Here is a 15,121-nt window from a genome sequence, read left to right on the forward strand (position 1 = left end):
CAATCTTCTTCGAGCTTATAAGCCTTACACCAAAAATAACTCTCCATCAGCAACGTATTTCACACCCAATCTTTTCGTATCTTGATTGACTAACCTGAACAAGTCATTCATAATCATGCGAAAAGTTTATCTGCTACTGGCGCTGCTCCTGCCTTTACTCAGTGTGGGGCAATCCAAAAAAGCGTCGAAGTCCACTCGTACTACGTCGGACCGAATCGAAAAACTCAAAGCCGAGGCTGCGGCTGCCGTTGAGGGCCGCAAAGATCAGGCTCAGCAAATCAACGACATGCTTTTTAGCTTTTCGGAACTGGGATTCCAGGAGCAGGAAACGTTCAACTATCTTACGACCCTGCTCGAAAAAGAAGGATTCACCATTCAGAAAGGAATTTCGGGTATGCCCACGGCCTGGATTGCTACGTGGGGATCAGGCAAGCCGGTAATTGCTATTGGCTCCGATGTCGACTGCATTCCGAAAGCGAGTCAGAAACCCGGCGTAGCCTACAAAGACCCCATTGTGGAAGGCGCGCCCGGTCACGGTGAAGGCCACAACTCCGGACAAGCGCTGAACATCGTATCGGCGCTGGCGGTGAAGCAGATTATGGAACGCGAAAAACTTTCGGGAACGCTCATGCTTTGGCCGGGTGTAGCCGAGGAGCTGGTTGGTGCCAAGGCGTTCTACATCCGCGATGGGTATTTCAAAAACGTAGATGCCTGCATTTTCACCCACGTTGGCGATAACCTGGTTACGTCCTATGGGGACGCAGGTAACAACGGCCTGGTGTCCGTCAAATTTAATTTCGAAGGCGCAGCGGCCCACGCGGCTGGCGCTCCCTGGCGCGGTAAAAGCGCCCTCGATGCCGTTGAGCTCATGAACATCGGCTGGAACTACCGGCGCGAACACCTTGAGCTTACCCAGCGCTCCCACTACGTTATTTCCGACGGTGGCGACCAACCCAACGTAGTACCCTCAAAAGCATCGGTCTGGTATTATTTCCGCGAACGCAGCTACCCGAAAATTAAAAAGTTGTTTGAAACCGGCGTAAAAATGGCTGAAGGTGCAGCCCTGATGACCGATACGAAATTCACGTACGAAATTCTGGGATCAGCCTGGCCGGGGCATTTTAACAAACCAATCGCCGAGGCCATGTACCAGAACATTCAGAAAGTAGGGCTGCCCACCTGGTCACCCGAAGATCAGATGCTGGCCAAAGCCACACAGAAAGAATTACAATCGCGGAAAACGGGCGGTCTGGCCATGAAACTAGACAGCATTGGCCTGCCCGCGTCAACGGCCCCAACGGTCATGATGGGTGGACAGACACTGGTGCCCCTAACAGGCGGCTCAGACGACATTGCCGATATTTCCTGGTCGCTGCCCACCATCGTGTTACGTTACCCCAGCAACATCCCCGACCTACCGGGGCACCACTGGGCAAACGCCATCTCGATGGCCACGCCCATTGCGCACAAAGGCATTGTGGCCGGTGCTAAAGCTGAGGCTATGACCTTGCTGGACATGCTCATGAAACCGGAGATCATCAAGGAAGCGTGGGCGTATTACAACGACGAGCAAACCAAAGAGCAGAAATACACCCCGCTGATCTCGCCAAAAGAGTTTCCGGCTGTTTATCTGAACCAGAAGATTATGGCCGATTTCAAACCAAAACTAGAGAAGTTCTACTACGATCCAGCCAAGTACAAAACGTACCTGGAGCAGTTGGGGATCAAATACCCAACCTTACGCGACGATCAACGAGCCGATTTAGAGAAAGCCAAACCCTCAAAAGGTAAATAATGAGCAGGGCCGCCCATCAACACCGATGGGCGGCCCTGCTCATTATCTGTATTGTGTCTTGTTTTATTTGCTTCTGTTCCTGTGGGCGTGATTTACCTCACGGACCATATTCATCAGGCGTTTCCAGCACCGACCAATCGCTTTTTTATCCTGCTCAACAGCTGGTTTAGCCGCTTCTGGTTTAGCGGTAGCTTCTACTTTCGTACTGTTACGTGCCAACGTCGGATTCCTGGTTAACTTACCATTGCCCGAGCCGATACGTCCTTCAGACGTTGGTTCTACCTGCTTCGTTCCGAGATCACTTATTGACAGCGCCCCTACCGGTGCCGTTACAGCCAGCATGGTCACCATGCCGATAGCTATCCACCCTGTTCTCCTCATTCTCTTGATTCGTTATAGCTGGTTTTATCGGAACAGCGCCTACTATGTAGACGTATACATATACAGGCATGAACCATCATTCTCAAAAATAACGAAGAATAGTGCAATTATTACACGTATATAGCTAATAATTTTTTAAAGCATACAGAATATAATAGGCTGATATATATACACGGCAACGAAATGTGTGTGCCCTTTACCATTAAACCGAATTATATTCCAGCAATAGTACGTTGGTTTATCGATTACAGCTTATCTATTTGGTATTGTTATAGTTTAGCGGCAATCAGATTTTAGCAGCCACAGCCTCACAATCGCGGGCTAACAATCGTTGCCCGCCGGAAACTGTTATCTTTGCCCAATTGTTTGTGATAGACTATGTTCGAGAATCTTCAGGATAAACTTAATAAGGCCATGAAAACCCTTAAAGGGCAGGGCCGCATTACCGAAATTAACGTTGCTGCAACCATTAAAGAGGTTCGCCGGGCGCTGACTGACGCTGACGTAAACTACAAAGTTGCCAAAGATATTACGGACCGTATCCGCGACAAGGCCCTCGATCGGAAGGTCTTAATATCGGTTGAGCCCGGTCAGTTGTTTGTCAAGATTGTCCAGGAAGAACTGACAGACCTGATGGGTGGCGAAGCGCAGAGCATTAACATCAAAGGTGATCCGGCGGTGGTGTTAATCGCGGGTCTGCAAGGGTCTGGTAAAACTACTTTTACGGGCAAACTGGCGTCTTACCTGAAAAAGCAGGGACGTAACGTGCTGCTCGTTGCCGCCGACATTTACCGCCCCGCTGCTATCGACCAGTTGAAAGTGTTGGGCGAGCAGGTAGGCGTTGAGGTATACGCTGAACCCGAAAATAAAAACGCAGTACAAATTGCGCAGAATGGAATTGCACAGGCACGCAAAACGGGCAAAAAGGTTGTTATCGTGGATACCGCCGGTCGTCTGGCCGTCGATGAAGCCATGATGCAGGAGATTGAAGCCATTAAGCGGGCGATCAGTCCGACCGAAACGCTGTTTGTCGTTGACTCTATGACCGGGCAGGATGCGGTAAATACGGCCAAGACGTTCAACGACCGGCTTAATTTCGATGGTGTGGTACTCACCAAACTCGACGGTGACGCCCGAGGTGGAGCTGCCCTTTCGATCAAAACGGTCGTGAACAAGCCAATCAAGTTCATCAGCACGGGTGAGAAGATGGAAGCGCTGGACGTGTTCTATCCGGACCGTATGGCCAGCCGGATTCTGGGCATGGGCGACGTAATTTCGCTGGTTGAGCGCGCACAGCAGGCCTTTGACGAAGAAGAAGCGAAGCGCATCAACGCCAAAATGCGTAAGAATCAGTTCGACTTCGACGATTTCCTGTCGCAGTTGCAGCAGATCAAGAAGATGGGTAACGTCAAAGACCTGCTGGGTATGATTCCGGGTATGGGCAAGATGATCAAAGACCTCGACATTGATAATGATTCGTTCAAGCCCATCGAAGCCATCATCAGTTCGATGACCCCGAAAGAACGGCAGCGCCCCGATATTATTGACGGGAGCCGTAAGAAGCGCATCGCCAACGGCAGTGGCACGAGCATTCAGCAGGTAAACAATCTGCTGAAGCAGTTCGATGAAATGCGTAAGATGATGAAAAAAATGAACACGATGCAGGCTTCGGGTAAGCTCAACAAGATGATGCGCTAAGCCGAGCCATCAGCATTACATTATAAAAAAAGGGTCGCTTCGAAAGTGTCCCTTTTTTTATAAACCCAGATAGTAACGACGACGAGCGGGTTCGAAGCGCTCAATGGCGTACCGTAACGCGGTTCTGGGCATCTGCCGGATGTGATCGTGTAGGAACTCGTCCAGCGCGTCTGAATTTCGTTTTCCAATCTCCCGCAGCATCCAGCCAACGGCTTTATGAATCAAATCGTGCTTGTGCGGCAGCAGAATCTCAGCAATGCCGAAGGTGTCGGCAAACTCATTTTTACGGATAAACGCCAGCGTCGATACGACAGAGATACGCTGACTCCACAGGTGCTCTTCCCGGGCCAGATCATATAACACAGATCGATCCCGCGAAAGCAGATACAGCCCAACAAGCTGTGGACAGGATACATCGACCAGATCCCAGTTATTGACGTACTGCCGGTTGGCCAGGTACTGTTCAAAAATTGCAGTTTGTTGCGCTGTTCCCGCTTTTTTTGTTTGATACGCCCAGATCTGCAAAGCAGTCATGCGGCATTCATGGTACGGATCATGAAGCAGCCGCTCGGTTTCTTCGATGGAGAGGTTTAAAAACTGCTTCGCAACAGCATGTTGCTGCGGCATAGATAAGCCCAGAAACTGGTCACCTTCGCCATACTGTCCGGGCTTTGTTTTGAAAAACCGAGCGGCAAAGGCAGCTCGTTCGGGCTGTGCTAACGCTAGTAGCGCGTTCTTAACGTCAGTTGCGGTGGTCATATCAAAAAAGCGGGGACTTCATCTCGAAAGTCCCCGCATATCGTTCAGCCAAGCTCTGCTTAGTCATTCAGTTTTGAGCGGATAAACTCATGCTCCGCCAGAAGAGGCAGTGAGTAAAGCACAGTTTTGTTACGTTCAAACGCCGGTCGGTCCAGTTCAGTTGATGAAAAATGGCCTTTAACGAACGCATCAACCATCCGCTCGATCATTTCAGCGTCATTGGGCCGTTCTTCTTCATCTAACAGCAACACATCGCCCTCTGGTTCGTCGTAGGAGAACGGACGTAACGTCGAACCAGACTCCGGCCGAATGATGGTAGAGCCGTTGTAGCTTGTTGGGGTCTGCTTTTCGTCGGCTTTAACGGTTACACCCGTAAGTTTAGCGTCGGACTCATCGCTTTCCGGGCCAACCGGAATGAGTACGGCCTCCGACTCTTCCGGCTCAGCACTATCCTCTACCGTGTCGGTTAGCTCACCGATTTCGGCAGTAGGTTCATCGGTCGGATCAGCCGGATCAGGAGCGATCTCGACTGTATTTCTAAGCTGATCCATCAATTTACTGGTCCCACCGAAGCCAGCCGCAATAATGGTCACCCGCAGGCTCTCTCCCAGCGTTTCGTCCGTGATAGCCCCGAATTTAAACATGCGGGCTTCAGCCTGGATTTTTTTGGCGACGTGCTCCGAAATAGCCATCTGCTCTTTCAGCCGCATGGCGTGTTCCTTACTCGATGAAATTGTGAGCAGAATCCGCTTGGCACCCCGGATGTCGTGGTCATTGAGCAACGGAGAATTCAGGGCGGCTTCAATGGCCCGTAGCGCGCGATCTTCACCGGCAACTTCCGCCGAACCCATTACGGACTGGCCGGCCTGTTCAAGCACCTTTTTAACGTCGGCAAAGTCAGCGTTGATGTCCCCCTGCGTCGTGATAATTTCAGCGATACTCTTCACCGCATTGGCCAATACGTCATCGCCGTGCGCATACGCTTCGGTCCAGGTCAGTTCGCTATACAGTTCAGCCAGCTTATCATTCAGAACAACCAGTACCGTATCGCAGCTTTTCTTGAGTTTCTCGATACCTTCCCGGGCTTGCTCTTTCTTATCGGTTCCTTCGTACCAATAGGGTGCAGTTACCACCGCAACGGTCAATAACCCCATCTCCCGGGCGACTTCGGCCACTACGGGTGCTGCCCCCGTACCGGTACCGCCCCCCATCCCGGCCGTAATAAACACCATTTTGGTGGGCGGTGCCAGCAGATTACGGATTTCCTCGATGCTGGCGCGAGCCGCGTCTTCACCGGCCTTGGCTTCGGTTCCAGCCCCCAGCCCATCGCCTAGCTGTAACTTGGTTGGCACCGGATTGCTCATCAGCGCCTGCCGGTCGGTGTTGCAGACCGCGAAGTTCACGTCCCGCATGCCCAGGTTGTACATGTGCTTAACAGCGTTGCCGCCCATGCCGCCCACGCCCACAACCTTTATTATGGTCGGATTGTCATCCGGTGTTTCGAATCTATATCCCTGACTAAGCATTGTGTCGGTCTGTGGTGTCTTTTCGTTATACAAAAACTGCCTGATAGCAAATAACCGACCTTTAGTCGGTTTCCCCAGCGGGTCGTTAATACGTATCGGTTTCGCTGCCGCGAATGGGCCGGGTCATCTTCCGGAACCAGCCTAGCAGCCCTGTTTCTTCCGGTTCTTTCTCAGGCACTGGCTTTTCCTTCTCCCGACTAACCGGTGGTACATAGGCCGGTCGTGCAGGCGTTGGGGCTGGCTCTTCAGTATAGCTACGGTTCGGATCACTAATAAACGAGATTCGGTTATCAATCGTTTTGTAACCAGCCCAAACCAGGCCCACTGCCGTCGCATAAGCCGGATCACCAACCAGGTCGGCGCGTCCATTTGGCTCCAGGTGTTCAGGATATCCTACCCGCACCTCTTCGACGCCGGTTACGCGCCCGAAGATCTGTTCTACACCCGGAATCAGGGCCGTTCCGCCGGTCAGCACAATGCCGCCCAGCAATTTGCCTTCGTATCCAGACCGAATAATTTCGGCCTGCACCAGGGCAGCAATCTCGCGAAGCCGATCTTCGATGATTACCGCTACGTTCTTCAGCAGCACATCTTTTGGTCGGCGGTTACTCAGTCCGGGTACGGCAACCACTTCATTAATGTTGTATTCGTTGGGGTTAGCGTTTCCAAACTTCTTTTTCAGCTGCTCGGCTTGGTTCGGCAGAATTTTACACCCCGCCTGTATGTCGGAAGTTAGGCTATTGCCCGCCCACGGAAACACCGCCACATGCCGGAGTACATTCCGGTAGTAAATTGCTATTTCAGTGGTACCACCGCCAATATCAACCAGGGCTACCCCGGCATATTTCTCTTCGTCTGTAAGTACCGCTAAGCCCGACGCCAGCGCCGACAGCATCATGGTGTCCTGCGCCAGATTATTCCGGTTGATGCATTTCCGAATGTTACGAGCCGCGGTTGCCTGCGCCGTGATGAGCTGAAAATCAGCGCCCAGCTTCACGCCAATCCGACCGACGGGCTGGTTAACGTTTGTTTCACCGTCGACCATGAAATCCATGGGCAATACGTGAACAATTTCTTTATCGGCCGAAATAGATGGATTCCGGTACATGTCGCTCAGCAGGTGGTCGATGTCCTCCATCTGGATTTCATCACCTGACGACGAGCGTGTAATGCTGCCGCTTGATTTAACGGACGTAACATGCGACCCGCTAAAGCTGACATTTACCAGATGAATATTCAGGTTCGACTGATTGGACGCTTCCGTAACTGCTCGCTTAATGGCATTGACTGTATTATTCACGTTCACGACGGAGCCTTTCGCTACGCCATCCGACAGACTGGTTTCACCCACGCCCAATACTTCGAGCGTTTCCTGTTCCTTGTTGTTACGAATTAACCGACCAGCCACTGCACATACTTTTGTGCTGCCGATGTCCAGGCCCACCACTATTTTCTCGTCCATACCCGTTGTCATTCGCAGACTATTTGATTTCGATACTGAACGCTCACCCGGCTGTAGCGATCCCAGCCTTTGACGGGTAAAACGTCTGTATAGACTAATTTCAATTTTTTAAACTTGGCTTCCAAATCCGTCGGAGGCCCAAACTCAATCTGGTGGTTGCCGAGCTGCGGCCACATGGTCACTTCGCCCCGTTCATCCACCGACAACTCGGTAATCTGCGCCCGCCAAAACGGATCGGAATGAATATACTTCAACAAATCCAGTAAGGGCTGGTTTCGTTCATTGGCCAGCGAGCGATTATGCCCGAAGTACGTTCCGGTCAGGATGGGTACTCGCGCGGAGTAGTTCATCGAAATCGGAAAAAACCGCCCTTCCTCGCTTATATACTGGCCCTGTACCGACCGGGTTCCGTCGCCAGAAACCATCAGGCGGGCTATTGGCCGGGGCTGCTCAACCTTGACGAGCAGATCACCCGTCAAGTCACGCGACACCTGACAATTTTTTACCAACCCATGCTGCTTCAGTCTCGTCTCCAACTGCTTGAAACTTACGTCGGCGTAATCCTTTCCGATGATTGGGTCGGCCCCGCCGTTCGTTAAGTAACCCATTACATCCCGGCGAGTCAGAAACTGGTGACCATCAACCTGATCGAGCCTGACTACTACCGTCCGAACGTGCTTCTGCCCCTGTCGAACCTCCGTAAATGCAATCAGACCGAGTAGACTAAAAAGCCCTCCGGCCACAAACAGCCACTTTTTGGTTGAATTAAAGGTAGAAAACATCTGTAAATAAGCTAAGTTGTCGGACAGATATATTTATCTATTGGTCTTCTAGTATAGTTTTTAGCGTGGGTAAAAGTTGATCAATGTCACCCGCGCCAATCGTTACCAACAGGGAAGGGGCCAATTGCTGCACCAGGGCGGGTATTTCTGCTTTGGTACACTGGTACTTGGTTTCCGATCGAATATCGCGAAAAATCAGTTCAGCGCTAACGCCTTCAATCGGCAATTCACGTGCGGGGTAAATATCCAGCAGTAAGACGTTGTCGGCCAGCGATAAGCTTTCGGCAAAACCCTCCGCAAAATCGCGCGTGCGGCTGTACAAATGCGGCTGGAAAATGGCCGTTACGTCACGACCGGGATACAGCGCTTTAACCGACGATAAAAAAGCCTGTACTTCGGCCGGATGGTGGGCATAGTCGTCGATTAGTACCGCTTTTTCGGTTTTCAGTACGTACTCGAACCGGCGCCGAACGCCCTGATAGCTGCCCAATGCGGAGCGAATGGCTTCCGGCGATACGCCCAGTTCCAGGGCTACGGCAGCAGCCGCTACCGCGTTCTCTACGTTGTGAAATCCAGGAACGATCAGTTCAATACCCGTAATAACCCCTTGCGGGTACACCAGGTCGAACACAAACGTAGCGTTTTCGACGCGTAGGTTCTGGCTATAATAATCACCTCCCTGAAGCGAATACTGCCGAACGTCAGCGGTTGTTTTGTCGGCCAGCGACAACCCGCTTTTCATAAACAGCACGCCGGGTTTGCCAGTGTGATCGGGCCTGATCTGGCTGACAAACAAGCCAAATGACTCAAGCACCGCATCGTGCGCTCCGTAAATATCCAGGTGATCGGCATCCGTAGAGGTGACAATGGCCAATTGCGGATAGAGGGTCAGAAATGACCGGTCGAACTCATCAGCTTCTACTACGCACACAACCGATTTTAAGTCCTCAGCGGGTTCGTTTAAGAGGAAATTAGTGCCGTAATTATTGGTAATCCCTCCCAGAAAAGCCGCGCAGTTAACCCCGGCGTCGCGCAGGATATGGGCGACCATCGATGAGGTGGTTGTTTTACCGTGCGTACCGGCTACGGCCACTGTTTTCATCTGACCGGCCAGCAAACCCAGCACCTGCGACCGCTTCTGCAACGTAAAACCGTTCTCGGTCAGGTATATATATTCGGCGTGTGTTTTAGGAACGGCAGGCGTGTAAATCACCAACGTTTCGGCCGGATTCTCGCGGAAGACAGCGGGTATCTGTTCGACATCTTCCGTAAAATGGACGGCCATACCTTCGGCTTCCAGCGCGTTCGTCAGGGCAGTAGGCGTTTTATCGTACCCCGCCACAGTATAGCCGTTCACGCCAAACCAACGGGCTAGGGCACTCATACCGATGCCACCAATACCTAGGAAATAAATGTATTTGAACTGATCTAAAGTCATTAGCTGCTATGTATGGTCATTACTAGTCATTTGCGGTCATGTATGATCATTACTCTAAAACTTATTTGTAATGACTATACATAAGGTTTGTATGATGACGATCAATGACGTTTGGTTAATTGGATTATCTCCTCCGCAATTTCACGGGCGGCATTGGGTTTCGCTAACGTTTTTATCTGGGTGCTCAACTGCACCCGCTGCGGCATATCGGCCAGCAGGTTTAAAGCCGCTGAGACGAGTTGCTCCCGGGCGTCCTGATCACGTACTAACAAAGCTGCGTTACGTTCGACCAGTGCCATCGCGTTTTTAGTCTGATGATCTTCGGAAGCCGCCGGAAAAGGAACCAGTATTGCCGGCCGGCCAACCAAACATAACTCAGATACCGATAATGCCCCCGCCCTCGACACAACTGCATCGGCAACGGCATAGGCTTTATCCATATCGTAGATGAAGTCATAGGCCTTCACCAAAGACGAGTTCAGGAGGGCCACTGCGGAACGGGCCCGTTCGATAAAGGCCGGGCCCGTTTGCCAGATCACTTGTATACCGGCTTCAACGAATCGTTTTATGCCGACCTCCATACTTTCATTAATGGTTCGGGCACCCTGACTCCCCCCAATAATCAGCAGTGTCGGTCGGTTATCTTCCAGTTCAAACAATACCCGACCGGCTTCAGTCTGCTGGTCAGCGAATTGAATATCGGTACGTACCGGATTGCCCGTCAGCCTGATTTTACCCGCCGGAAAAAATGCGTCCATGTTTGGGTAAGCGACACAGATCCGTTCAGCCCATCGCGACAGCACTTTATTGGTCAACCCGGCGTATGAGTTCTGTTCCTGAATCAAGATAGGAACGCCTTTCCGGGAGGCCGCCAGTAATAATGGACCGCTGGCGTAGCCACCAACGCCCACTGCTACGTCTGGTTTGAAGTCGCGAACGATTTCCTGCGCACGCAGCAGGCTTCTGCCCAGTTTAAGCGGAAACGCCAGATTAGCCAGCGTAAGCTCCCGTTTTATACCCACCACGGGTAAACCCACGATGCTGTAACCGGCCCGTGGCACCTTCTCCATCTCCATTTTTCCTTCGGCGCCAACGAACAGAATTTCGGTCGTCGGATCAATTGCCTTCAGTTCATTGGCGATGGCAATGGCTGGGTAGATATGGCCCCCCGTTCCTCCTCCACTGATGATAATCTTCATGTACGATCTACGTGTTACCTTTTCGTTTCTTATTTCTTAACCCGTGCTTTAAACTACGGTCTAAAGAATAAGAAACGCCCATCATATTTTGCTTTCATCAGCTTCTTCCCGGCTGACACTCAACACAATACCTACGGCTAAGCCGGTAAATATGAGTGATGTGCCCCCCATACTTAGCAAGGGTAACGGCTGACCAGTTACGGGGGCCAGGCCAATCGCTACGCAGATGCTGGCAAAGGCCTGAAATACAATGCTGAAGGTTAGCCCCGCCGACAGCAGCCCCCCAAACGGTCGGGTGGCTTTCTGAAGGGTTTTCATCCCTCGCCACAGAAACCAGATGTAGGCCAGCACGACCGGAATACCCCCAAGCAGGAGTCCGTATTCCTCGACAATAATGGCGTAGATAAAGTCGGAGAACGGGTTAGGCAACGTATTACGCTGGTGACTATTGCCGGGCCCCTGCCCGGTCAGCCCCCCGTTGGCCAGGGCGATATACGACTGCTCAACCTGATAAACAATCGTATCTGAGTCCATGAAATTTTTGATCCGGTTGGTAGCGGTACCAAACCGCTGCCCAAGAAGCAGCGCCAGTCCACCAAACACCACGCAGACGCCAATCATGTAGGCCAGATAACGCACCGGCACCCGACCGATATACATGAGCAGGAAACACGTAGCGCCCAGCAGCAACGCCGTTGACGTATTCGACAGAATAATCAGCGAGCAGATTACGCCAATCCAAAGAATGAGATTAAACAGTACGCTCGGATCGTTCATGAACCGCTGCCGCTTAGCGAGCATAGCCGCCAGGTTCGAGATCAGGGCGAGTTTGGCTAAATCGGACGGTTGAAACGTTTGGTTAATGATCGGAATGGTTACCCAGCGCGAAGCGTCATTAAGCGTTGATCCTTTGAAGAATGCCCAGAGTAACAAGGGAATGGACAACCAAAGGCCAAACTTGGAGAGCCGGGCGTAGTAGATATAATTTACCCGGTGCGCAAAATACGTACAGGCCAAACCGATCAGCAACAGTGACCCGTGTTTCAGCAGAAAGACCTCCGTGTTGCCGTCCAGCTCACGAAACGCCTTGGTACCAGTCGCACTGTATACAACCAGTACGCTCATAATCGACAGGTAAAGAACAATCCACCAAATCTGGCGATCGCCCTTCAGGTGCGTACGAATCCAATCCCGGAGAGCCATAAAACGAATCTATAATGTGTGGTTTATGCTATATGCGTACTGGCTAACTCACGAACGGCCGCTTTGAACTGATTGCCCCGGTCCTCGTAGTTTTTGAATAGATCGAAACTGGCGCAGGCTGGCGACAAAAGGACAATGTCACCGGGTTGACCGAGCGCTAACCCGTTGGCCACGGCGTCGCGAACATCCTGTGTTTCGTATAATACGGGTACCTTATCCCCAAAGTAGTCCACTAACTTATGGTTATCGACGCCCAGGCAAATCAAGGCCTTTACTTTCTGCCGAACCAGTTCATCCAGCTGACTATAGTCATTGCCCTTATCCTGACCGCCCGCAATCCAGATCGCGGGTGTTTCCAGGCTCGATAACGCATAGAATACCGAGTCGACATTAGTGGCCTTTGAGTCGTTTATAAACTGAATACCGTTGATTGTTCCGGCCGGTTCGAGCCGGTGAGCCGCGTTCTGGAATGTCTTAAGCCCTTCCGTAATCGCTTCGTCCGACACCCCTACCGCTTGAGCGGTCAGCACGGCGACCAGCATATTAATTGCATTATGCGGACCACGCAGCACTGTATCGCTCATGGACAGCTGAAACGTACGACCTTTATACGTAGCGGTTAAAGTACCGTCGATCAGGCACCCGCCCGACTCAGATGGGTTAACCGATGAGCCAAGCGAAACGGGTAGTCGGTTTACGGTTGGATTCCGTTTGTTCAGTTCGTCCTGAATGGGCTGGCTTTCCTGAAAATAGATGAAATCGTCGGTTGGGCGGGCGTTTTGCAGTATCCGAAACTTAGAATCAACGTAGTTCTGAAAATTGTACCCGTACCGATCCAGGTGATCGGGGGTAATATTGAGCAGCACCCTTACGTCCAGATGGGTAGCGTGCATATCATCCAGCTGAAAACTGCTCAATTCCAGTACGTAGTAGTCATACGGATCGGTAATTACCTGTTCCGCAAAACTATCGCCTATGTTGCCGGCTAATCCCACGTTCAGGCCAGCCGTTTTTAATAAGTGATACGTAAGAAGGGTGGTTGTCGTTTTTCCGTTACTTCCCGTAATACCGATAAGTTTTGCGGTTGTGTAGCGGGCGGCAAACTCAATTTCAGAGATAACCGGGGTACCCTGTGCGTTAAGCTTCTGTACCAATGGTACAGTGGAGGGGATACCGGGGCTTTTTATAACTTCCTGAGCTACCAGGATTCGCTCTTCGGTATGCTGTCCTTCTTCAAACGGAATCCCGGCGGTCTGAAGCGTTGTCCGATAGCTTTCTTTCAAGGCTCCCCGATCGGACAAAAACACGTCGAAGCCTTTCGCCTGCGCCAAGAGAGCCGCTCCTACTCCACTTTCCCCACCACCGAGGATAACTACTAATGCTGCCATACGTAATCGCTACTAGTGGCAAAATAACGCATAAAACAAAAGCCTCCCGAAGTTGCGGAAGGCTTTTACGCTGAATTTATTTAAATAAGCTATTCTTTAGACCCCAACGAACTCGACAGGCGCACACGGTTAGCCGCCTTTACGATCAGAAAAATAACCCAGGCAACAATCAGAAACTGGACGATGTTGTTAAGAAAATTGCCGTACCGGATGGCTACTTCGGGTTCGGTACCTACCGCTTCTTTTAGCACTACTTTCCACTGCGTTAAATCGACTCCACCCAGGAGTAAGCCGATAACCGGGTTGAGAATATCTTCAACCAGCGAATTAACAATCTTCGTGAAGGCTGCGCCAATAATGATACCAACGGCCAGATCAAGGACATTACCCTGTGCGATAAAGGCACGAAATTCTTTAATCATGTTCGGATTATAGTTAGGTTAAACAGTTTCTTGGGGAAGAAATCGCCAGTAAGCTAATGGAAATCAATCAGCTATCAAAATAACAGAAAGTAACCGCCCGTTTATTTCTTTCGGAATGTGCTTACGTTGTACACCAGACCGATTGCCAGCGTCTGTTGCAGTTGCAGAGCGTCCGAAAAATCTTCGTCATACAACGCGATGACCGCCAGCGTTGTGGTCAGATACCGGTTGATCTTCGCTGTTAGCGTTAGGTCCAGCCGATGGTCGATGGCATCCAGTGTTTGGTAATTGGCATATAGCTGGTACTTGGCATTGATACTGATGTTTTCGCTCAGATTCCGCGTCAGAGCCGCCTGTAGCTGTAGCGCCAGCCATTCGGTTCGGATGCTTCTTCCGGGTGCTACACCGTAAGCAACAGCCGTAGGGTCACGAACCGGTATTTTATCCGCTCCCTCCCGAAAGCGAACGCTTTGATCCGAAAGAAACGTTAACCGGGGCGCAAACGGACTGACGCGAAGGGCAAACCAGTCGCTAGGCTTATACGCAACACCCCAAGCGAAAGTCAGTTGCCCCGGCGACAGAAAATTAGACACTTTAAAGCGCGTCTCATTAGGAGCCAAGTTCGTGTAGCGGTAACCGGGCGCAAAGAACGTACTGAATGTACCGGAGGCAAACAGATCTAAGTTCGACGAGATTTTACAGCCCGCTACCGAGTTCAGCAAGAGCTGGTCAGCGGATTTGCGCGACGTACCGTTCTGGTTAACGAAACCGAGTTGTAGGTCAGCTGTATTATCCCACGACCAGCGCGCCTTTTCGTAGAGCGCCCGGGCGGCAATTACCGCGCCTATCGCAATTGAGTTGGTGCCACCGCCTGCCCAGTTGCTAAACGATGCCTGGTTGAAATTAACCCCACCGCTGAACGACCGCTGCCAGTACGACGTATCGGGTTTTATAGCAACGGTATCTTTAAAATTGGTAACGATAGTCGAGTCTTGTGCGAAGGCAGCCGTTATGCACAGCCAGCTTACACATACGTACGCGATTATTCTCATAAGACAATGAATAGTG

13 protein-coding genes are annotated in these 15,121 nt (G+C 51.3%); 2 read left to right on the forward strand and 11 right to left on the reverse strand.

What is annotated here, in order from left to right:
- Positions 1 to 115: 115 nt before the first annotated feature.
- Positions 116 to 1,795, forward strand: a complete 1,680-nt coding sequence (locus ACYVBJ_RS20945; RefSeq protein ID WP_460984258.1) for a peptidase dimerization domain-containing protein — start codon at positions 116 to 118, stop codon at positions 1,793 to 1,795.
- Between the two features lie 63 nt (positions 1,796 to 1,858).
- Here the strand turns inward: ACYVBJ_RS20945 and ACYVBJ_RS20950 are convergent, their stop codons facing one another.
- Positions 1,859 to 2,176 (reverse strand): hypothetical protein, encoded by a 318-nt coding sequence (locus ACYVBJ_RS20950; protein ID WP_460984259.1) that lies wholly within the window; start codon positions 2,174 to 2,176, stop codon positions 1,859 to 1,861.
- Between the two features lie 378 nt (positions 2,177 to 2,554).
- On the opposite strand from ACYVBJ_RS20950, the gene ffh reads away from it, so the two are divergent.
- Positions 2,555 to 3,874 carry a signal recognition particle protein gene (gene ffh, locus ACYVBJ_RS20955; protein WP_460984260.1) on the forward strand — a complete coding sequence of 440 codons (1,320 nt, stop codon included), beginning with the start codon at positions 2,555 to 2,557 and terminating at the stop codon, positions 3,872 to 3,874.
- A gap of 57 nt (positions 3,875 to 3,931) precedes the next feature.
- Here ffh and ACYVBJ_RS20960 read toward each other — a convergent pair whose 3' ends face one another.
- From ACYVBJ_RS20960 to ACYVBJ_RS21005, 10 genes are all read right to left on the reverse strand, one after another.
- Positions 3,932 to 4,633 (reverse strand): DNA alkylation repair protein, encoded by a 702-nt coding sequence (locus ACYVBJ_RS20960; RefSeq protein WP_460984261.1) that lies wholly within the window; start codon positions 4,631 to 4,633, stop codon positions 3,932 to 3,934.
- A 59-nt stretch (positions 4,634 to 4,692) separates the two neighbouring features.
- A complete protein-coding gene (ftsZ, locus tag ACYVBJ_RS20965; protein ID WP_460984262.1) occupies positions 4,693 to 6,159 on the reverse strand; it encodes a cell division protein FtsZ in 1,467 nt (488 codons plus the stop codon).
- 85 nt (positions 6,160 to 6,244) lie between these two features.
- Positions 6,245 to 7,621: a cell division protein FtsA gene (gene ftsA / locus ACYVBJ_RS20970; protein WP_460984263.1), complete on the reverse strand. Its 1,377-nt coding sequence runs from the start codon at positions 7,619 to 7,621 to the stop codon at positions 6,245 to 6,247.
- An 8-nt stretch (positions 7,622 to 7,629) separates the two neighbouring features.
- Complete coding sequence (locus ACYVBJ_RS20975) at positions 7,630 to 8,403, reverse strand: cell division protein FtsQ/DivIB (protein WP_460984264.1); 774 nt, start codon at positions 8,401 to 8,403, stop codon at positions 7,630 to 7,632.
- 37 nt (positions 8,404 to 8,440) lie between these two features.
- Positions 8,441 to 9,841, reverse strand: a complete 1,401-nt coding sequence (gene murC, locus ACYVBJ_RS20980) for a UDP-N-acetylmuramate--L-alanine ligase (RefSeq protein WP_460984265.1) — start codon at positions 9,839 to 9,841, stop codon at positions 8,441 to 8,443.
- Between the two features lie 101 nt (positions 9,842 to 9,942).
- Positions 9,943 to 11,040, reverse strand: a complete 1,098-nt coding sequence (gene murG / locus ACYVBJ_RS20985; RefSeq protein ID WP_460984266.1) for an undecaprenyldiphospho-muramoylpentapeptide beta-N-acetylglucosaminyltransferase — start codon at positions 11,038 to 11,040, stop codon at positions 9,943 to 9,945.
- 81 nt (positions 11,041 to 11,121) lie between these two features.
- Positions 11,122 to 12,243 carry an FtsW/RodA/SpoVE family cell cycle protein gene (locus ACYVBJ_RS20990; RefSeq protein WP_460984267.1) on the reverse strand — a complete coding sequence of 374 codons (1,122 nt, stop codon included), beginning with the start codon at positions 12,241 to 12,243 and terminating at the stop codon, positions 11,122 to 11,124.
- Positions 12,244 to 12,266: 23 nt separating this feature from the next.
- Entirely contained in the window at positions 12,267 to 13,631 is a 1,365-nt protein-coding gene (gene murD / locus ACYVBJ_RS20995; protein WP_460984268.1) for a UDP-N-acetylmuramoyl-L-alanine--D-glutamate ligase, read from the reverse strand.
- A gap of 89 nt (positions 13,632 to 13,720) precedes the next feature.
- Positions 13,721 to 14,053, reverse strand: coding sequence for a large conductance mechanosensitive channel protein MscL (gene mscL, locus ACYVBJ_RS21000; protein WP_460984269.1), 333 nt, complete (start codon positions 14,051 to 14,053; stop codon positions 13,721 to 13,723).
- A 101-nt stretch (positions 14,054 to 14,154) separates the two neighbouring features.
- Positions 14,155 to 15,105, reverse strand: coding sequence for a DUF3078 domain-containing protein (locus ACYVBJ_RS21005; protein WP_460984270.1), 951 nt, complete (start codon positions 15,103 to 15,105; stop codon positions 14,155 to 14,157).
- Positions 15,106 to 15,121: the final 16 nt, after the last annotated feature.

The organism is Spirosoma fluminis (assembly GCF_054778895.1).